Origin of the sequence: Caproiciproducens galactitolivorans, from assembly GCF_029266045.1 — a bacterium.
Lineage (GTDB): Bacteria > Bacillota > Clostridia > Oscillospirales > Acutalibacteraceae > Caproiciproducens > Caproiciproducens galactitolivorans.
This window is the reverse complement of record NZ_JAJUFJ010000011.1, coordinates 60,332-78,043: the sequence shown is the minus strand read 5'-3', so window position 1 is coordinate 78,043 and position 17,712 is coordinate 60,332. Positions and strand designations below refer to the sequence as shown.

At 51.3% G+C, this 17,712-nt stretch carries 18 protein-coding genes; 6 read left to right on the top strand and 12 right to left on the bottom strand.

The window, feature by feature from the left end; genetic code table 11:
• Positions 1 to 122 precede the first annotated feature (122 nt).
• Positions 123 to 386, top strand: a complete 264-nt coding sequence (locus P9B68_RS09020; protein ID WP_407932280.1) for an acetyl-CoA C-acetyltransferase — start codon at positions 123 to 125, stop codon at positions 384 to 386.
• Positions 387 to 480: 94 nt separating this feature from the next.
• Here the strand turns inward: P9B68_RS09020 and P9B68_RS09015 are convergent, their stop codons facing one another.
• The 5 genes from P9B68_RS09015 to P9B68_RS08995 all read right to left on the bottom strand — a co-directional run bounded on the left by P9B68_RS09015 (position 481) and on the right by P9B68_RS08995 (position 5,587).
• The gene (locus tag P9B68_RS09015; RefSeq protein WP_135658960.1) at positions 481 to 1,230 is read right to left on the bottom strand and encodes an amino acid ABC transporter ATP-binding protein; all 750 of its coding nucleotides are present in this window, start codon (positions 1,228 to 1,230) and stop codon (positions 481 to 483) included.
• Positions 1,218 to 2,027 carry an amino acid ABC transporter permease gene (locus P9B68_RS09010; RefSeq protein WP_277668896.1) on the bottom strand — a complete coding sequence of 270 codons (810 nt, stop codon included), beginning with the start codon at positions 2,025 to 2,027 and terminating at the stop codon, positions 1,218 to 1,220. Before P9B68_RS09010 ends, P9B68_RS09015 begins: the two co-directional genes overlap by 13 nt.
• 30 nt (positions 2,028 to 2,057) lie before the next feature.
• Positions 2,058 to 2,921: a transporter substrate-binding domain-containing protein gene (locus P9B68_RS09005; RefSeq protein WP_135658957.1), complete on the bottom strand. Its 864-nt coding sequence runs from the start codon at positions 2,919 to 2,921 to the stop codon at positions 2,058 to 2,060.
• A 156-nt stretch (positions 2,922 to 3,077) separates the two neighbouring features.
• Positions 3,078 to 4,523 carry a YfcC family protein gene (locus tag P9B68_RS09000; protein WP_135658954.1) on the bottom strand — a complete coding sequence of 482 codons (1,446 nt, stop codon included), beginning with the start codon at positions 4,521 to 4,523 and terminating at the stop codon, positions 3,078 to 3,080.
• Between the two features lie 341 nt (positions 4,524 to 4,864).
• Positions 4,865 to 5,587, bottom strand: coding sequence for a GntR family transcriptional regulator (locus tag P9B68_RS08995; protein ID WP_243112958.1), 723 nt, complete (start codon positions 5,585 to 5,587; stop codon positions 4,865 to 4,867).
• Positions 5,588 to 5,946: 359 nt separating this feature from the next.
• On the opposite strand from P9B68_RS08995, the gene P9B68_RS08990 reads away from it, so the two are divergent.
• From P9B68_RS08990 to P9B68_RS08975, 4 genes are read left to right on the top strand one after another with little or no spacing between them, the layout of a single operon-like run.
• The gene (locus P9B68_RS08990) at positions 5,947 to 6,765 is read left to right on the top strand and encodes a BtpA/SgcQ family protein (protein WP_135658952.1); all 819 of its coding nucleotides are present in this window, start codon (positions 5,947 to 5,949) and stop codon (positions 6,763 to 6,765) included.
• Between the two features lie 14 nt (positions 6,766 to 6,779).
• The gene (locus P9B68_RS08985; protein WP_135658949.1) at positions 6,780 to 8,294 is read left to right on the top strand and encodes an FGGY-family carbohydrate kinase; all 1,515 of its coding nucleotides are present in this window, start codon (positions 6,780 to 6,782) and stop codon (positions 8,292 to 8,294) included.
• Positions 8,295 to 8,305: 11 nt separating this feature from the next.
• Positions 8,306 to 9,118: a Cof-type HAD-IIB family hydrolase gene (locus tag P9B68_RS08980; RefSeq protein WP_277668885.1), complete on the top strand. Its 813-nt coding sequence runs from the start codon at positions 8,306 to 8,308 to the stop codon at positions 9,116 to 9,118.
• Positions 9,119 to 9,120: 2 nt separating this feature from the next.
• A complete protein-coding gene (locus P9B68_RS08975) occupies positions 9,121 to 9,606 on the top strand; it encodes a hypothetical protein (protein ID WP_277668884.1) in 486 nt (161 codons plus the stop codon).
• A 276-nt stretch (positions 9,607 to 9,882) separates the two neighbouring features.
• On the opposite strand, the gene P9B68_RS08970 is transcribed toward P9B68_RS08975, so the two are convergent.
• The 6 genes from P9B68_RS08970 to P9B68_RS08945 all read right to left on the bottom strand — a co-directional run bounded on the left by P9B68_RS08970 (position 9,883) and on the right by P9B68_RS08945 (position 15,807).
• Complete coding sequence (locus tag P9B68_RS08970) at positions 9,883 to 10,743, bottom strand: PfkB family carbohydrate kinase (protein WP_277668883.1); 861 nt, start codon at positions 10,741 to 10,743, stop codon at positions 9,883 to 9,885.
• 84 nt (positions 10,744 to 10,827) lie between these two features.
• On the bottom strand, positions 10,828 to 11,796 hold the full coding sequence (locus P9B68_RS08965; RefSeq protein ID WP_277668882.1) for an SIS domain-containing protein: 969 nt from the start codon (positions 11,794 to 11,796) through the stop codon (positions 10,828 to 10,830).
• Between the two features lie 36 nt (positions 11,797 to 11,832).
• Positions 11,833 to 12,666, bottom strand: a complete 834-nt coding sequence (locus tag P9B68_RS08960) for a sugar phosphate isomerase/epimerase family protein (RefSeq protein ID WP_135658935.1) — start codon at positions 12,664 to 12,666, stop codon at positions 11,833 to 11,835.
• 17 nt (positions 12,667 to 12,683) lie between these two features.
• Positions 12,684 to 13,520 (bottom strand): sugar phosphate isomerase/epimerase family protein, encoded by an 837-nt coding sequence (locus tag P9B68_RS08955; RefSeq protein WP_277668881.1) that lies wholly within the window; start codon positions 13,518 to 13,520, stop codon positions 12,684 to 12,686.
• 12 nt (positions 13,521 to 13,532) lie between these two features.
• Entirely contained in the window at positions 13,533 to 15,089 is a 1,557-nt protein-coding gene (locus P9B68_RS08950; RefSeq protein ID WP_135658929.1) for an amidohydrolase, read from the bottom strand.
• Positions 15,090 to 15,306: 217 nt separating this feature from the next.
• Positions 15,307 to 15,807 (bottom strand): nitroreductase family protein, encoded by a 501-nt coding sequence (locus tag P9B68_RS08945; RefSeq protein ID WP_277668880.1) that lies wholly within the window; start codon positions 15,805 to 15,807, stop codon positions 15,307 to 15,309.
• Between the two features lie 208 nt (positions 15,808 to 16,015).
• Between P9B68_RS08945 and P9B68_RS08940 the strand changes: the two genes are divergently transcribed.
• Complete coding sequence (locus tag P9B68_RS08940; protein ID WP_135658922.1) at positions 16,016 to 16,960, top strand: sugar-binding transcriptional regulator; 945 nt, start codon at positions 16,016 to 16,018, stop codon at positions 16,958 to 16,960.
• A gap of 66 nt (positions 16,961 to 17,026) precedes the next feature.
• Here the strand turns inward: P9B68_RS08940 and rbr are convergent, their stop codons facing one another.
• Positions 17,027 to 17,566, bottom strand: coding sequence for a rubrerythrin (gene rbr / locus P9B68_RS08935; protein WP_277668879.1), 540 nt, complete (start codon positions 17,564 to 17,566; stop codon positions 17,027 to 17,029).
• Positions 17,567 to 17,712 lie beyond the last annotated feature (146 nt).

The following is a 17,712-nucleotide window of genomic DNA, read 5'->3' as shown; positions in this document are numbered from 1 at the left end:
CAAAGAAGCTTGGCGTTGAGTCCATGGCGGCCTTGGGTAGTGGGCGCGCTTGGCGGCGTTAAGCCGTCCATCATGGAAATCGTCCCCGTGGCGGCCGTGAAAAAAGTGCTGGGGAAACCGGCATGAAGCCGGAGGACTTCAACCTGTTCAAAACCAACGAAGCCTTCGCCGCCCAGAGCTTTGCTGTGATAAAGGAACTGGGCCTGGACACAAACAAAATCAACGTGAATGGCAGCGCAATTGCCCTTGGCCACCCGGTGGGCGCTTCCGGCTGCCGCATCCTGGTCACCCTGCTGCATACCATGGAAAAGCGCGGTGCGAAAAAGGGGCTTGCCGCCCTTTGTGTCGGCGGCATGGGCTGCGCCACGATTGTTAAAAGGGAATAACGGCGGCTTGGCTTATTAACAGCCGCACAAAGGAAAAAGACGGAGCTCTGTTTCGAACAGAAACTCCGTTTTTTATTTTAATAGATCCTTTACATTACTTATTCCGGAATCTCGCCAAAAAGTCCTTGGTGGCTTCCTGCTTTGGGTTTTCGAAAAGTTCTGCCGGTTCGCCTTCCTCGGCGACAACGCCGTCTTTCATAAAGACCACCCGGGACGAAACGTCACGCGCAAAGGCCATCTCATGGGTAACGATCACCATGGTCATGCCCTCCTTCGCCAAGCTGCGCATAACCTCCAGCACCTCGCCCACCATCTGCGGATCCAGCGCGCTGGTCGGTTCGTCGAACAGAAGCATCTCGGGTTCCATCGCCAGCGCGCGGGCGATCGCCACCCGCTGCTTCTGCCCACCGGAAAGCTGATGCGGCTTTGCGTTGATATATTCCGCCATGCCAACCTTGGAAAGGTATTCCATCGCGGTTTCCTCCGCCGTTTTCTTATCCTTTTTCAGAACCTTCGTAACGCCCGCCATGCAGTTTCCCAGAACGGTCATATTGTTGAACAGGTTAAAGGACTGGAACACCATGCCCACCTTGGCGCGGTAGGCGTTGATGTTTATCCCCTTCCCGGTAATATCCTGCCCGTGGAACAAAATCTGGCCGGAGGTTGGGGTTTCCAGCATATTAATGCAGCGCAGCAGCGTGGATTTTCCCGAGCCGGAAGCACCGATAATACAGATTACATTGCCGTGCCGGGTTTCAAAGTTGATGTCCCGAAGCACCACATTGTCCCCGAATCTCTTGCTCAGATGCCGAACCTGCAGAATGGGGGATTTCAGTTCGTCCATGTTTTCCCTCCTCCCATTTGGACAGGATTATGACCCGAAGGGTCGGCCATCATGTCGCTCTTTACGAGCGAGTAATAGCTGGAACCATCAATTTTATGCTCGATCCAGAGAAGCAGGCGCGAGCATGTAAAGGTCATGATAAAGTAGATCACACAAATGATGAAGAACACTTCAAAGTAGCGCATAAAGGCGCCGGCCGCGGAGTTCCCGGAAAAGTACAGCTCCGTTACGGAAATGACATTAAGAACGGATGTATCCTTGATATTGATGATGAGGTTGTTTCCAATCTGTGGGAGGATGTTGCGCAGGGTCTGCGGCAAGATGACGTACAGCATCGTCTGCCAGTGAGACATCCCGATAGCCATAGCACCTTCCGTCTGGCCGATATCGATCGAGCCAATCCCACCTCGGACGGTTTCCGCCATATACGCGCCGGTATTGATGGAAACAACGAAGAAGCCCGCGAAGAGGGGCGTCATATCTACTTTAAACACCTGCATGGAACCGTAGTACAGCACCATTGCCTGCACAATCATCGGGGTGCCGCGGAAAACTTCGATGTAGGCGGCCAAAATGAACTGGAGCAGCCTGTGCAGGGTTTTTACAAACGTGTTTGCGTCCCTGCGGACGGGGAGCGTGCGCAACACGCCGACCAGAAGGCCGATGACGCAGCCAATCAGCGTGCCGACCAGCGCCAGCAGGAACGTTACGCCCGCGCCGTTTAGGAAAATTACGCCGTAATGTTTTGCAATATAGAGAACCCAGCCGAAAAAATCGGCGTCGCCGGGGAGATTCATAACTGACAACTCACTTCCTGTATTTTCGCGTTATTGCGCCAAAGGCTGTTTGGCAATCGCATCCTGCATGATTTTGTCGCGGTCCGTCTCGCTGATGGCGGAAAGGGCCTTGTTGATGGCGGCCTTCAGTTCGGGGTTCGACTTGGACACCGCAATGCCGAGGTTCACATCCTCATCGGAAGCCTGAAAGCCGTTTTCGCCCGAAAAGTCGAGCATCACCAGCTTTTTGTTGGCATACACGGCACCCATTGCGGTCGGCTTGTCCGTTACAAAAACATCGGTTTTACCGGAAGAGAGGGCGACGATTAGCGAAGGAACATTTTTCATGGCCGGCTGAATCTTCGCGTCCGGAATCTGCCTTAGCATATCGTACCAGACGGTATTCTGCTGGGAGGTACAGGAAGCTCCCTTTAAATCCGCCACGCTTTTTGCGGAAACATATTTGCTGTCGGAGCGGACCAGCGCGTAGATGGTTGCCTTATAGTACGGGTCGGTGAAATCAACGGTTTTCTTGCGCTCTTCGGTAATGCTCATGCCGGCGATAACCGCGTCCAGCTTGCCGGAAACCACGCCCGGCGCAAGGCCGTCCCACTCTGTTTTCACAATCTGCAGTTCATAGCCGATTGCGTCGGCGATTTTCTTCGCCATCATCACGTCGTACCCGTTGGTGTATTCGCCGCCGCTGTTGGCAATGGGGACCGCACCGTTAGAGTTGTCCGCCTGCGTCCAGTTGTAGGGGGCGTAGTTACATTCCATGCCAACCCGCAGTACTTTTTTTGTTGCGTTTGAGGCCGGCGCCGCTGTTTCGGACTTCGTGCAGCCGGCCGTGGTTATCAGCCCCGCCGTCAGAAGCACACTCACAAGCGTCGCCGCAATTCTTTTTTTGAATTTCATAATAAACTCCTATCTTTTATCAAATAATTCCTGTTATTGGGTGAAAAACGCGACCGGCGCCATGTTTATGGCGCCGGCAAAACCTGTATCGAAATCGGGGAATGTTGTTTTCTGTTCAGTACAATACCGGATATCCCCAGTGCCAATGGGATTGGATTAAGCAGGAAGCATACCGGAAATCGCGGTAAAGGCAATACCAAGAACCGTCATGACAATGAACAGCTTCCAGCAGGTTTTCCACCACTGTTGGAAAGAAATTTTGCAAACCGCAAGCCCTGCAACCGTCATACCGGCGGTGGGACTGATGGTATTGATGCACTGGTTTGCATACTGGAGGCAGGTTACAGAGGCTTCCGGGTTAACGCCCATCAGTCTGGTAAGCGGCGCCATAACCGGAATGGTAAGGGCAGCCTGTCCGGAAGAAGAGGGGATTAACAGGGCGATCAGGCTCTGTGCGAAATACATCATTGTTGTGAAGATGACGGTCGGAACACCCTGCAGGGAAGTGGCCAGAGCATTCAGGATTGTGTCGATAATCAGGCCGTTTTCCGCAACGGAAAGGATTCCACGGGCAACGCCAATAATAACGGCGGCATATGCAAAATCTTTCAAGCCAATTACAAACTGTTCCGCAATTTCTTTTTCCTTCAACCCGCCGAGAATACCGGAAGCCAGCCCTATTCCAAGGAAGACCATGGAGATTTCATCCATATACCACCCGAACTTGACTAGGCCGAAAATGATGAGCCCCATGCCAAGGGTGAAGGCAAGGAGGACGAGCTTTTGCCTTAGCGTGAATTCGCTGTCCTCTTCCTGAGCGTTCACAAGGAATTCTTCGCGCTTCGCGATATCGTCATGGTAGGTAATGGAGCTTTCCGGATTGTTTTTTACTTTCTTTGCATACATCATGACGAAAACAATACCCATCGCCATGAAAATAATCCACTGGATAAAGCGGAAGCCCAACTGCGGATTTCCGGAGATGCCCGCGATTCCCTGCGCAATCAATACGTTGAAGGGGTTCGTAGTGGAGGCGCAGTATCCTAATTGCGGCCCCAGGAAAACGATCATGAACGCCGTCATGGAGTCGTACCCCATCCCCATGATGATCGGCATAAAGATCGCGTAGAACGGAAGCGCTTCCTCGGACATGCCAAACGACGTACCGCCAAGCCCGAAAAGAATCATGGAAATCGGAATAATCAAAGATGCTTTGCCGCGCAGCTTTTTTACAACGCGTTTCATGCCGGCGTTAATTGCGCCCGTCGTGTTGATGATCTGGAATGTGCCGCCAATCAGAAGGACAAACGCCACAACATCGGAAGCCGCTTGAATTCCTTTGGTCGGCGCCTGAAGAATGTCCGCAATGTCTTGACGATGGTCGGTTCCGTCCTCGTCCACCTTTGGAACGAGGTGGTATGTTCCGGCGATGGCTACCGACCGGGTTCCTGCCGCCGTTTCAATTTCCTTTCGGTCAAATTCGCCGCTGGGTACGAACCAGGTGAGGATGGCAACAAAAACAATAAGCAGAAAGGCAATTGTGTAAACGTGGGGCAGCGTGAATTTTTTCTTTTTTAATAAAGCTGAAGTTCCAGTAGACATAGTTCTCCTCCTTAATATCATTCCGCTGTGCTTACAAAGGCTTGCTGTAATCGTATTAGCATGTCATATGTCGTAATACATCGTCATATAGAGATTAGCAATTTTCACACCCATTGTCAATAGTATTTAACAGATTTGTGGATTCCTTAAAAAATTTGTTCATTTTTTCGTCATATTTTTCAGTTGTGTTTCCGCACAAGAATAACCTGAGGAATTTTTTGATTTTTCCTTTCAATACGCCTTTTTGAGTCCGCAGCCGGGCGTTTTTATTTATAAGAAAAAAGCAGCATCCCTTGAAGAGATGCTGCAAGGGATGCTGCCATCGTATGTATTTGTATAGATCAAGGAAGATTGAATATATACCGGCTACCGACAATATACTGCCTTCCAATATGCACCGGGCGGTTATTGCTATCCGTAATGTTGGCAATCATGTAAAAAAGTGGCTCGCCAAGCGAAACATGGAGCAGCTTAGCTGTATAAGCGGTCGCGCGCACCAGCTCCAGCGTACAGGTTTCCGAACCCGCGGGATAAATCCCCTTGCTGTTCAAAAGCGTATACAAAGAGCTGTCGAGCTTTTCTTCCAGTAAAAATTCAAAGCCCTTAATGGGGAAATAATTGTTTTCGAGCATAATGGGGTCGCCGTCCGCCGACAGCACCCTCTGCGTAAATATAATTTTATCGTTGCTTCCATGGTTTAAAAAATTCTTTTCATCCACACCGGGGTTAATGATCTTCCGGTCCACCAGGGTGTGGGAAGGTTTCATGCCACAGGCAATGCAGGCGTTTTTAAAGCTCAAAACATTTTCGATTTTACGCTTGAGCTTTGGCTTGTTTACAAAAGTACCCTTCCCCTGCTTTTTCACAAGGTAGCCTTCCGTAACAAGCTCCTCCACCGCCTTGCGCACGGTAATCCGGCTGATGGAATACATATTCATAAACTCCGGCTCGCTGGGAATCTTATCGCCGTAGCGGAATTCGCCGATGTCAATTTTTCGCTTTATTTCCTCCATTAGCTGCTGATACAGGGGAGTTTGTGACTCCATATTTAAAGAAAGACCCATAGAATTTGTCCTTTCAAACCTTTTTCAATAAAATAACGTTCTAATTCAACTTATATTTATTATATTACATATTTCGTTTCTTTACAATAGATTTTTAATTCATTAAGAAAATTATCCCCTGAAAAAGTGGATAGAAAGTCTAAATTTCGTTACAATAGATTAAATCAAACTGATAAATTGTACAAAATTTATAATTGTATTCCCCATTAGCATATGTTATAGTATGATTGTAATCGTAGAATAGTAGGTATAATTGTCGTTCGTATGCTCGTTTTGCTTTCCGCAGGATGAGCAATTTTCTTGGCATTGAATATGTCGTATTATTACGTCATACCGTTTGATAACTTGGAGGTACAAAAATGTCCTGGATAAAGGATCTATTCCATACAGAAAAGCCGATTATCGGGCTGCTGCATTTAAGGGCACTTCCCGGTGATCCTTCGTTCTACATAAACAACAGCTCAATGGATAAGGTTATCCAACAGGCCCGGTCGGATTTAAAGGCCCTGCAGGACGGCGGCGTGGACGGCGTTCTTATCACCAATGAATTCAGCTTGCCGTACCAGAAAAAGGTTTCCGCCGTCACGCTGGCGGCAATGGGGAGGGTGATTGGCGCGCTTTCGGACGATTTCCGGATCCCCTACGGCGCGGAAGCGATTTACGACCCCGATGCAACCATCGAGCTTTGCGCCGCAACGGACGCCCAGTTTACTCGCTGTATGTTCACCGGCGGTTGGGTGGGCGACCTTGGCGTGATTGACCGCGACATCGGCGAAACGATACGGCTGAAAAGCGCGCTCCGGCTGGACAAACTGCGCCTGACGTATTTTATTAACGGAGAGGGCGAAGTCTATTTAAACGACAGGGATCTTGCCAGCATTACAAAAACCATGATCTTCAACTGCGCGCCGGACTGCCTTGTGGTTGCGGGCGGAATGGCAGGAAGCGGTCCCGAAACGTCTTTGCTTGCAGAGATAAAGGCCGCCGCGGGCGAAACTCCGGTATTCTGCGGAACGGGGTGCAATCTTTCCAACGTAGAATCCGTGCTGCGTATTGCGGACGGCTCCTATGTCGGCACGACATTCAAGGAAAACGGGAAATTTGATGGAAAAATTGACGTAAACCGCGTTTCTGAATTCATGGAAAAAGTACGTGCGTTCCGGAACGGCTTAGAATAGAAAAGAGGATGAAAATGAGCTCTCAATTTTTCATGGGAATTGACGTGGGCACCAACGAGACAAAGGGCGTGCTGATTGACGAGAACTGCAAAGTGGTTGCATACCAGTCGAAAACACACGATATTGAAAACCCTCAGCCAAACTATTTTGAACACGACGCGGAAAAGGTCTGGTGGGGCGATGTTTGCAGCGTAAGCCGCGCACTTCTGGAGGAATCGGGGATTTCGCCCTCCAAAATCGCCTGCCTTGGGATCAGCGCGCTAGGGTGCGACTGCCTACCCGTGGACGAAAACTGCAAGCCTTTGTGCAAAGCGATTTTGTACGGCATCGATTCCAGAAGCCACAAGGAAATCGATTACCTGAACGAGTACTATGGGGAGAACGCGGAAACTGTTTTCGGCCACCCGATATGCTCCTCCGATATTTCCCCGAAAATCCTGTGGATTAAAAATAATCTTCCCCATGTTTACGCGAAAACGTATAAATTCCTGACCGCCTCGTCCTATATCACGGCAAAGCTGACTGGGCGGTACTGCATCGACAAATATCTTGCGGAGGACTTCGCCCCGCTTTACGACCTGAAAAACGATACAGTAAACGAAGCGATGTGCGGCATGTTCTGCAAGCCATCCCAGCTGGCGGAAGTTATGACGGCAACCGAGATTGCCGGCGGCATCACCGCGCAGGCGGCGGCCGAAACCGGCCTGCAGGAAGGCACCAGCGTGCTGGTCGGCACCGGGGACTCCGGCGCGGAGGCGATTAGCACCGGGGTGTTCCAGCCGGGGGATATTATGGTTCAGCTCGGTTCCTCCTGCTATTTTGTTTATCTTGCGGATAAGCTGATCCAGGACAACCGGGTCTGGCCGGGCACCTTTATCATCCCGGGCACGTACAGCGTCTGCGCCGGAACCAATACTGCGGGCACCCTGACGAAATGGTTCCGCGACAACCTGTATTCCGACCTGGCTGCGGCGCAGGCGGCAGGCGGCGAGAACGCATTCGCCGCAATGGCAAAAGATATTGAGAAAATACCCGCGGGCAGCGACGGGCTGATCACCCTCCCCTATTTTGCGGGGGAACGGACGCCCCTGAACGACCCGTTCGCAAAGGGGATGTTCTTCGGGCTTAACCTGGGTCACACCCGGTCGCACCTGTACAAATCCGCGCTGGAAGGCATCGGCTACTCCATCGCTCAGCATTTTGATATTTTAGAGGAAAACAACCTACCCGTCAAAAAGATCATGGCGGTCGGCGGCGGAACCAAAAATCCGGTCTGGCTGCAAATCGTGGCGGACATCCTCGGCAGAACGGTCTGCACATCCAGCATCACCTTCGGCGCTTCATACGGCGACGCCATTATGGCGGCCCTCGCTGTAGGTGCCTACCAAAGCTGGGGCGAGCTTGAAGCTGTGGTCAAGCCTGCTATGGAAATCCACCCGAACATGGAAAACCATGCGGTTTACCAAAAGCACCGCAAAATTTTTGATGCTCTGTATATTTCAACGAAAGAGCTGATGCATTCCTTATAAAGATAAAGGAAGTGATACCGATTCCGAAAAAATATTTCTTCTTTGATATTGACGGCACTATCGCGGAAAACGACCGCGCCCCCTCGATCATGACCAAATATGCCCTGCGGCAGCTTCGCCTTCAGGGGCACCGCATCTTTGTCTGCACCGGGCGCACCCTGTGCGACGTGTATCCCGCGATTACATCGATCGGTTTTCACGGGATTATTTCCGGCGCCGGCGCCAATATTACCCTGAAAGAGAAAACCCTGTTCCAACACTCCATTCCCCCTATTCTGCTTCGGGAAACGGTATCCAGAATGCTTTCGCACAACATCTCCGGCGTTTTGGAAGGTACGGATCAGATGTATATTGTAAAAGGCGGGGTTCCGCTGTGCTGGGAAAACCCCTTGCCAGCCATCTGCCGTATGGAGCAACTGGAAACCACGCAGGATATTGAAAAATTCACCCTGCATGTGGCAAGCGCCGCAGAGTTGGACCCCATAAAAGGCTTTCTGGAACGGTATTACGACCTTTATCCCAATGAAAACGGAACTTTCTGCGAATGCGTCCGCAAGGGGCGCGACAAGGGCTCCGCCATTGCGCGGGTTCTCGAGCATTACCACGCGCAGCCCAAGAACGCGGTCGCCTTCGGGGACAGCCTGAACGACTGCGCCATGTTCCAAAACGTAGGAATCGCCGTCGCCATGGGAAACGCCCCGCGGGCGCTTGCGGATATTGCCGCCATGGTGACCGGAACCATCCGGGAGGAAGGCGTTTACCATGCGCTTGTACATCTCCGTTTCATTGAGGAACTTCCACCGAAAAAGAACGATGAGGTATAAAAATGGGATATTGCGTAATTTGCGGAAAAGAAACCGAAAACAAAGGAAAAATCCATGTGGGAACCCCCTGCGCCGAACAGCCGGACACCGGACGCTTGGTATTCGACGACTGCCTTTACAGCGATTATGTTTGTGCGGGCTGTGTCAATAAAAAACTGAGCGGTGATTTTTCCGGGCTGGGCCTGTATCTTTTTTTGGAGCTGCTCTGGTTTAAGGTAGCCCAAAATGGATTTTCCAACATCTGGGGAATCCTTTCCTTCGTGGTTGCGGCCACAGCCCTCGTTCGGATTCTGCTGGTTCTGGCGCGCAAATTCATGCAGCGTTTTTTTAGTAAGAAAGAAATCCCCCGCATCCTCGACTGGGGCGAAGACCGCGAAGAAACGGCAAGCGCTCTGCTGAAACAAAAAATGCTGGAAAAATTCCAGGCGGACGGAAAGCGCGTCCAGACTCTTTCCGAGTATAGATTTAACACGCCCCACAAGGTATAAAACAGAAAACACGGAAGATTTCCTCCATTCGCAAAAGTCCCCCGGCAACTTGTGCCGGGGGATCCTTTTGTGAGCTTTCTATTTTGCTATTTGCAAAGTGCGACAGCTTCTATACTCTTTGTAAAATTTATTCCCCTGCCGGGCTCTTTTCGAACCCGCAAGGCACACCGTCAGAATTTTTTGCCCGCACAAAGGCCGGCATCCTTTTGGACAGGATGCCGGCCTTCTCTGCATCTTCCTTAAAACTGGCAAGCCAATTTCGTCTTTCTTGCCGGTTTATTCGTATTTTTTCCCATGGCCCCATGCTCCGGCCATGCCGCAAACCTTGGAAGCAAATCCGGCGGCTTTTTCAAGGCACTCCGCGATCGCATCTTGGCCTGCTTTTCCCTCTTTCACCTTTTCCATATAGCTGACAAGGAAGGAGGTGAGCAGGCTGTCGCCCGCGCCCATTGTGTCAACCATTTTCTCTACGGGAAGGGCACGCTGCACATAGAAGCGGCTTCCGTCGTATGCAATACAGCCTTCGGAGCCGCGGCTGGCAACCGCGATTTTCACGCCGTAGCCGGTCACCTTTTTCAAATGCTCCTGAATGGCTTCCTCAGACATTTCGCTGCAGGACATGAACGCATAATCCACCAACGGGGCAACCTGCGCATAGTATTCCGGCGTAGAGTCATCCGAAAAATCGAAGGAGAGCGGAACCCCCGCCTCTTTAATTTTATGGAGCTGACGCTCGGTGAAGCAGTAATTTCCGCTGTGCACCAAGTCGAACCCCCGGATGTATTCCAGGTCGAAGCGGTCGAGCACATACAGCGTTTCTCCACGGATACCGCCCTCGTTGGAACCTAAGAACACGCGGTCATTGTTGATAACGGTAACGCGGGCACAGCCGTTTTCACCGACAAGCTGTTTGCATTTCACCGTTTCGATTCCCTCCTGCCGAAGGGATTCGATCACATGCTCCGCTTCCTTGTCGTCGCCGAAATAGCCCATATACGCGCTGCGCCGGGCGCCGAACATTTTTGCGTAAACCGCAAAGTTTACGGCGTTTCCGCCGGGGTACATCGTTTTGATATGCTCATATTTATCGACGACATTGTCGCCGAAGCCAAGAACCTTAACATTATATTCCGCCATTTTTACCACCTTTTCTCCGCGCGTAATAGTTTATGGAATGCCCTGTGGATTTCGCGCGGCAAATCCCGGGCAGATTCTTTAAAATCAGTAAGCCACAATCCCCATGTAGCGGCGGGTGTCCACCGGATGGTTGTGTTTCTTCGCCAAAGCCTCGCGGAATTCGCAGTTCATCGCGTAGAACAGAATCGGGTTGAAGTAATCTACCACCTCCGGGTTGATTTTGTCCATACCTAGTTCCAGCGCATCCAGAACCATCAGCTTGTCCGTATGGGTTTTCAGGAAGTCCTCGGCGCGCTGGTCCATTACGCGGCATTTTCCGGCTGACTTTTGCAGGAAATAGAACACGCCGTTTTCTGTACACTCAAACGGGCCATGGAAGTATTCCCCGGAGTGCAGGTACGCACAGTTCTTCCACTGCATTTCCATAAGGGAGCAGATGGAAAAGCCATAGGTCTGTGAAAAAGCGGCACCGCTGCCCAGGATATAGAAGAAAGGCTCCTCGCCGTATTTTTCCGCAAATTCCTGCGTCATTCCGCTGTTCACCTTGGCGACAGCGCCCTTGATGATTTCGTCCATCTTCGAAATCGCGTCCCCTACCTTATCGTTCTTTGCGAAGCCCTCCTGCGCGGCAAGCAGCTCGCTTGCCAATGCAAGTGAAATACAGCCGGGGGTTTCGCTTACGGAAACGCCTTCGCCCCACGGATACACCCAGGAAATAAAATCGGGCTTGTCGCAGGCGGAACCGGCCTTATCGGTCAGGGTGATCACCGCCGCGCCGCGCTCTTTTGCCAGAACAGCGGCCTCCACGGTTTCCTTCGTATTGCCCGAATGCGAGCAGGCGACAACAAGGCTGTCTTTGCTGAGCTTTTTCGGGGGGAGAACCAGGAACTCCTTGCTGGTGTACCAGCCGGACTCCACGGTTTCGGACTCCGCGTTCAACATAAAATGCGCCGGATACAAATCGATTAAGGAGCCGCCGCAGGCTACCCAGTACACCTGCTTAATCCGGCCTTTCTCCTTTAACACATCTGCAATAACATTTTTTGCGTTCATTTCATTTCCTCCAATAGTATTAATATAGAATTCGAATCAATCCATGTATCTTTCAAAGTTGTGCATATTGCGCAGATCATGCGCGGCGGGGTCCGCAAAATAACGGCTGTCCGTAATTTCCTGCCCAAGATAGCACTCATAATGGTAATCGTTCAGGGTCTGGATAAACTTGCCGAGGTGGTGCTTCCCGTCGCCCCAGACAAGGTGTCCGTACGGCTCGCCGTCGACAAAATGCATATGCTGAATGTTGTCCCCAAACACCTGAAACCAGTCCTCCAACGTTTCGCCCGCAACCCCCATGGCGCAGGTATCCACCATCACTTTAAAGTTCGGGTGGTTTACCTCGTCGAACATCCGCTTCGCGCTTTCCAAATTAATTACAAGCTGGGATTCCTCGGGGCGAAGGGATTCCATGACCAGCGTAACACCCTCCCGGCCGGCGACGTCCGCCAGGCGGCACAGCATTTCCCGCGAGCGCTTCCACGCCTCTTCCTTTTCCTCGTTCCAATAGCCCCAACCGGAGTTTACCTCCATAAACCGGCACCCCAATTCCGCGGCCGCGCGGATTCCGTTTGCAAAATAGCCAAAGCTGCGCTCCCTGTGGGCAGGCTCCTTGGCGGCAAACTGATAGGGATAGGTACAGTTTTCCGGGGTGAGCACCTGTACGCTCAGACCGCGATCTTTTATCTTTCTGCCGACCGCTTTTGTGTCGGAGTACGTCATATGATCCAGCCAGAAATGCGGCGCGGCGCACCAAAGCTCAATGGTTTTGAAGCCGGCGCGCTGCTGCGCATCAAGAAAATAATCCAAAGAATAATGAATATAGTGGATATTCATACCTGCTACCTGTTCACGCCGAATCGTTGCCAAACCGGTCCTCCCCCTTTTCAATCGATAAAATACGGTTCAAAAGCCTTGAAATTCCGCAAATCTGCCGACGCAGGATCCGCAAAATACTGCCCGTCGGTTATTTCCTGCCCGAGGTACCCCTCATAGCCAAAATCGTTCAGCACCTGAATGTAGCGATCCATCGGGTAAAGACCGTCGCCCCAGACAAGGTGACCGTACGGCCTCCCGTCAACAAAATGGCAGTGCACGATCTCTTTGCCGAAGGTTTCAAACCACTGGCGGGGCGTTTCCCCCGCAACCCCCATGGCAACCGTATCCAGCGCAATTTTTACATTGGGGTGGCCCACATCTTTATAAAGCCGCTCCAGTTCCGGAAGCGTTGTAATGATTTTCGATTCCTCCGGGCAAACCGTTTCTACCGCAATTGTCACATTGTTTTCTGCAGCCACCGGGCCAAGCTCCTTCATGCTTTTCACCGCGCGCTCGTAGGTGGCGCCGGGGGCTTCGTCCCAGGTGCCGCCAATGCAGTTCATAAGCATAATTTTCGCCCCGAGCATCCCTGCGGCCTTTATGCCCTGCTGAAAGTACTGCATGCTCCTTTTGTGGAAGTCCGGGTCAGGCGAGCACAAAAGATAATGGTACGCCGCGCATTCCGGGGTAAAAATGCCGATTTTCATGCCGCGGCTCTCCAATTTTTCACGTACCTCGGCGGTGTCCTGAAACCCGGTGTAGTCAATTAAAAAATGCGGCGCGGCGCCCAGCAGTTCAATGGTTTTAAAGCCCGCCCGCTGCTGCGCGTCGAGGAAATAGTCCAGCGAATAATAGACATAATGGGTATTCTTGCCCGCTACCTGTTCCCGCCTTAAATGAGCCACGACAAATCCCCCTTACCTTAATGTATTGTGTACAATGCGTCCGTCCGAAATCGTAAGGCAAACCTTCACATCTCGTAACTTTTCAACAGGGGTGTGGAAAACATCCGCGTCCAGAACGGCAATATCCGCCAGCTTCCCGGCTTCCAGCGTGCCGAGCCGGTCCTCATTGTAGCAATTGTACTGCCCGTTCCTTGTCCACGCCGTAAGAAGCTCGGTAACGGTGAGCATATTCTGGCGGTTGAAGCTTTCGCCATCCTTGAAGTACCCGCCGACCGCGCAGTAAATGGATTCCGGAATATCGGGAATCAGCAGCGGCAGGTCTGTGCCGCAGGTTACGCATACGCCGCTGTCCCACATTTTGCGGCGGTTCCAGTAGTTTTTGCCGCGGTCCCCGCCAAGCTGGGTCTCAATCATATCCATAATATCCTGCTTCTTATCCAGCGACTGAATCTGCGGGTAAACCTCCGCAATCACGCCCAGCCTGCCCATGCGCTCCAAATCGGCGGGATGGGTGTATTCCAGGTCGGTAATGGCGTGACGGTTTTTGAGCCTGCCGTTTACCTTTTCGCATTTCTCATACAGATCGACCGTATGCCGCACAGCCCCGTCGCCCTGGCAGTGCAGGGAGAAACGGAAACCGTGCCGGTCCGCTTCCAGCGTTTCCTTCTCAATCAGTTCCCATTCCACCGGCACAAGGCAGGTTGTGTCCGGCTTGGAGGCGTACGGCTCAATCAGCTCGCCCAAAAAGCGGGCGATCCCGCGGTCGGTCATGCGGTTAAACCCTTCAAAGCGGACAAAATCCCCCTTGAATTTTTCACGCATCGCTTCGCCGTAGGCAATGTTGATGCCTTCGCCGACCGGCTGCGACATAAAGGCGACGCGCATATTCAGGCGGTCATCCTTTTCCAGCCGTTCCATCACATCGGTAAAGCCGTAGTACGTGTCGAAGCTCATTTCCTTGATGGTAGTAACGCCGCGTTCGTTCAGCATTTGGATGTAGTCCAGATACTTCTGCTCGATGCCCTCCTCGGTTAAATATTCGGGCATCATGCGGTAGAGCTTTTCGGCGTAGCATTCTTCCGGCGTAAAGCCGTATTTGTCGCGCGCCGCCTGATTCATCCAGCAGGTGTCGCGGTCAAACGTAAAGATCACAACCGGAAGATCCGGGAATTCCTTACTGAGCAGATCCTCCCCGCTGTACTGGAAGCCCTCTGCTTCCCAGCAATGCCCGAAAACCGGTTTGTCAGCCGGGCGGGTTTTCCGATATTCCTTAATCGCGGCGATTCCTTCCACATCGGAGCGGATTCCGGTAAAATCGACTCCTATGCTGCGCAGGACATAACCCGAAAAAAAGGTATGGTTGTCCACAAAGCCCGGAGTGACCACCCGCTTGCCAACGTCGATCACACGCTTGGCTTGTTTGACCCAGCTTTCCGCTTTACTGCGGGGACCGACTGCACAAATGCGGTTTCCCTTGACCACAAGGAATCCATCCAACGGCTTTCCCTCGGCTGCTGTAAAAATATTCTTCGACAGCAATACAAGGAACTCTTCTCTTTCAGCTTGCATAAAATCCACCGCTCTTTCATCATTGTTACTGTAACATACTATATCATACTATAACGTTATATTACAAGTCGTAGATTGACAAATTCTAGAATGATTTTTTGTGGAGTTTGATGATTGTCCACCGCGAAAGTGTATAAAAAAAGCACGCAAGCCGTTCCAACGCTTGCGCGCTTTTAAACCAACTACAATTCAACAACTGGTATATTTGTGTTTTTTATTACCATTTGTTGTAGTGGATTCTCGCTTTATCGAAGCGGTCCGCCAGTTCCTTGTGCTCGGCTGGGTAACCGACAGACACAATGGAAAACGGATAAACACCGTTGGGCAAACCCAGCAGCTTTTCAAGACCGTCCATCCGGTCTTTTTCCGGGTAAACGCCGAGCCATACCGCCCCAAGGCCCTTTTCCTGTGCGGTAATCAGGATGTTTTCCGTTGCCGCGGCGCAGTCCTGCACCCAAAGGCCCTTATATTTTTCCCTGGAAACATCCCCGCAAACGATGATCGCCAAATCCGCGCCGGGAAGCATTTGAGAATAAGGATGAATCTCGGTGATTTTCTCCCGTATCCCTTTATCCCGCACAACAATAAACTCCCACGGCTGTTCATTCCCGCCAGAGGGAGCGGCCATCGCCGCCCGCAGAAGGTCTTCGACCAACGCGTCGCTAACTTTTTCGCCCGTATACTTCCGGATACTTCTTCTCTCTAAAATCGCGTTCATTAAAACTACCTCCAGACTTTATTGAAAATAGGGCCCCTCCACTTGTTTCCGTCTGCGAAACTGGGAAGTTCCCGCGGATTTCCGTTCCGCTTCCATCCCCGAACAAAAAGGACTTTTTTCAATTTCTTGTTCCGAAATTTCCATCTTTGTGTTATAATTCTTACATAAAATTCCACAAAATCGCGTCGAAAAGGAGCAAAAAATTGAAATGGACAAAAAAATGGATTTATTGGTCCGGGTTTCAGAACTGTACTATGAGCAGGACTTGAACCAAAGCGCCATTGCTGATATTTTAGGCACCTCGCGCCCCACCGTTTCCCGCCTTCTGGATGAAGCCAAGGAAAGCGGCGTGGTAGAAGTGATTGTACATAGCCCCATTCGCAAGAACGCCGCCCTTTCCCACAGCCTTCGCGTAAACCTCGGCTTGCGTGAAGCGGTTGTGGTAAGCGGCAATTACGATTACGAAAGGGGATTGAGCCGCTGCTGCGAAGCGGCAAACCAGCTTTTCAGCACCATTATGGAAAACAACACAACCGTTGGAATCACATGGGGTTCCGCCTTGAAAATCCTCTGCGATCTGATTGAAACGAAGGACTATTACAATGTAAACGTCGTGCAGATGGTGGGCTGCCTTGCCACCGGCAACCCCAAGCTGGACGGTTTGGAGCTGGCTCTTCGCATATCGAAAAAGCTAGGCGGAACTTATTCCAATATTTATGCCCCGATTTACGTGGAAAGCGAAGTGGTCTATTCCTACCTTGTGGCGGAGCCGCAAATCAGCGCCACGCTGAAAAAGGCGATGCACACCGATATTATCCTGACCGGAATCGGATCGCTCGATTCCAACTCCACCTTGCGCAAAGCCGGCTACCTTACCGAACGGGACCGGCTGGAGCTGATCGAAAAAGGGGCGGTCGGGCAGCTTCTTGCCCATCCGATTGACCGGTACGGAAACGAAATCCCCTTAAACGGCAGGTTTGCGATCAGCGCACCGCTCGAAGCAATGCGTGCGGCGCACTGGTCGATCGGTATCAGCGCGGCGGAGTTTAAAGCGGAAGCTGTGCTGGCGGCTGTGCGCGGCGGCTATATCAACACCTTGGTCGTTGACGAGAAACTGGCAAAAAAAGTGCTTGAACTGGCACAGGCAGAATAATTTTTCGATAGCAAAGGCCCTCCCGAAGCGTCCGGGAAGGCCTTTTTTATGCAAGACTTCAAAAAATTAATAGTTTGTCGCCTTGCGCTCAAAATAAGACTGCGGATGCTTGCAGGCAGGGCACTTCTCCGGAGCGTTTTTGCCCACATGGATGTAACCGCAGTTGCGGCAAACCCAAATGGTTTCCTCGCCCGCCTTGAATACGATGTCGTCCTTCATATTCTGGATCAGCTTGCGGTAACGTTCTTCGTGGGACTTTTCCACTTCCGCGATCAGTCGCATGGTCTTCGCGATTTCCGTAAAGCCTTCCTCCTCGGCTACATCGGCGAATTCCTTGTACATGGATGTCCACTCGTAATTTTCGCCCGCAGCGCCATCCTCAAGGTTCTTCAGCGTAGGGCCGATTTCCCCGCCCTGCAGTAATTTGAACCACAGCTTTGCATGTTCCTTCTCGTTGTTGGCGGTTTCTTCAAAAATCGCCGCAATTTGCTCGTAGCCTTCTTTTTTTGCCTTGGAAGCGTAGAAGGTGTACTTGTTTCTCGCCTGTGATTCACCTGCGAACGCGGCCATCAGATTCGCTTCTGTTTTGCTGCCTTTTAACTCCATCTCATTTTCCTCCTTCAGTCTTTTTATTATTTAGCCTGTGTATCCCTAAAGATATTATACATAAATTTTCCTGTGTTTCAATCTAACAATTGTAAGATTTTACAAATTTATAAAAAACTTCCCCCGTATAAAATTTTTGGAGGTTG

Excerpts from the sequence above, each read along its gene's own strand:
- P9B68_RS09020 (WP_407932280.1), top strand. The coding sequence starts at position 123 with ATGAAGCCGGAGGACTTCAACCTGTTCAAAACCAACGAAGCCTTCGCC.
- P9B68_RS09015 (WP_135658960.1), bottom strand. The coding sequence starts at position 1,230 with ATGGACGAACTGAAATCCCCCATTCTGCAGGTTCGGCATCTGAGCAAG.
- P9B68_RS09010 (WP_277668896.1), bottom strand. The coding sequence starts at position 2,027 with ATGAATCTCCCCGGCGACGCCGATTTTTTCGGCTGGGTTCTCTATATT.
- P9B68_RS09005 (WP_135658957.1), bottom strand. The coding sequence starts at position 2,921 with ATGAAATTCAAAAAAAGAATTGCGGCGACGCTTGTGAGTGTGCTTCTG.
- P9B68_RS09000 (WP_135658954.1), bottom strand. The coding sequence starts at position 4,523 with ATGTCTACTGGAACTTCAGCTTTATTAAAAAAGAAAAAATTCACGCTG.
- P9B68_RS08995 (WP_243112958.1), bottom strand. The coding sequence starts at position 5,587 with ATGGGTCTTTCTTTAAATATGGAGTCACAAACTCCCCTGTATCAGCAG.
- P9B68_RS08990 (WP_135658952.1), top strand. The coding sequence starts at position 5,947 with ATGTCCTGGATAAAGGATCTATTCCATACAGAAAAGCCGATTATCGGG.
- P9B68_RS08985 (WP_135658949.1), top strand. The coding sequence starts at position 6,780 with ATGAGCTCTCAATTTTTCATGGGAATTGACGTGGGCACCAACGAGACA.
- P9B68_RS08975 (WP_277668884.1), top strand. The coding sequence starts at position 9,121 with ATGGGATATTGCGTAATTTGCGGAAAAGAAACCGAAAACAAAGGAAAA.
- P9B68_RS08970 (WP_277668883.1), bottom strand. The coding sequence starts at position 10,743 with ATGGCGGAATATAATGTTAAGGTTCTTGGCTTCGGCGACAATGTCGTC.
- P9B68_RS08965 (WP_277668882.1), bottom strand. The coding sequence starts at position 11,796 with ATGAACGCAAAAAATGTTATTGCAGATGTGTTAAAGGAGAAAGGCCGG.
- P9B68_RS08950 (WP_135658929.1), bottom strand. The coding sequence starts at position 15,089 with ATGCAAGCTGAAAGAGAAGAGTTCCTTGTATTGCTGTCGAAGAATATT.
- P9B68_RS08945 (WP_277668880.1), bottom strand. The coding sequence starts at position 15,807 with ATGAACGCGATTTTAGAGAGAAGAAGTATCCGGAAGTATACGGGCGAA.
- P9B68_RS08940 (WP_135658922.1), top strand. The coding sequence starts at position 16,016 with ATGGACAAAAAAATGGATTTATTGGTCCGGGTTTCAGAACTGTACTAT.
- rbr (WP_277668879.1), bottom strand. The coding sequence starts at position 17,566 with ATGGAGTTAAAAGGCAGCAAAACAGAAGCGAATCTGATGGCCGCGTTC.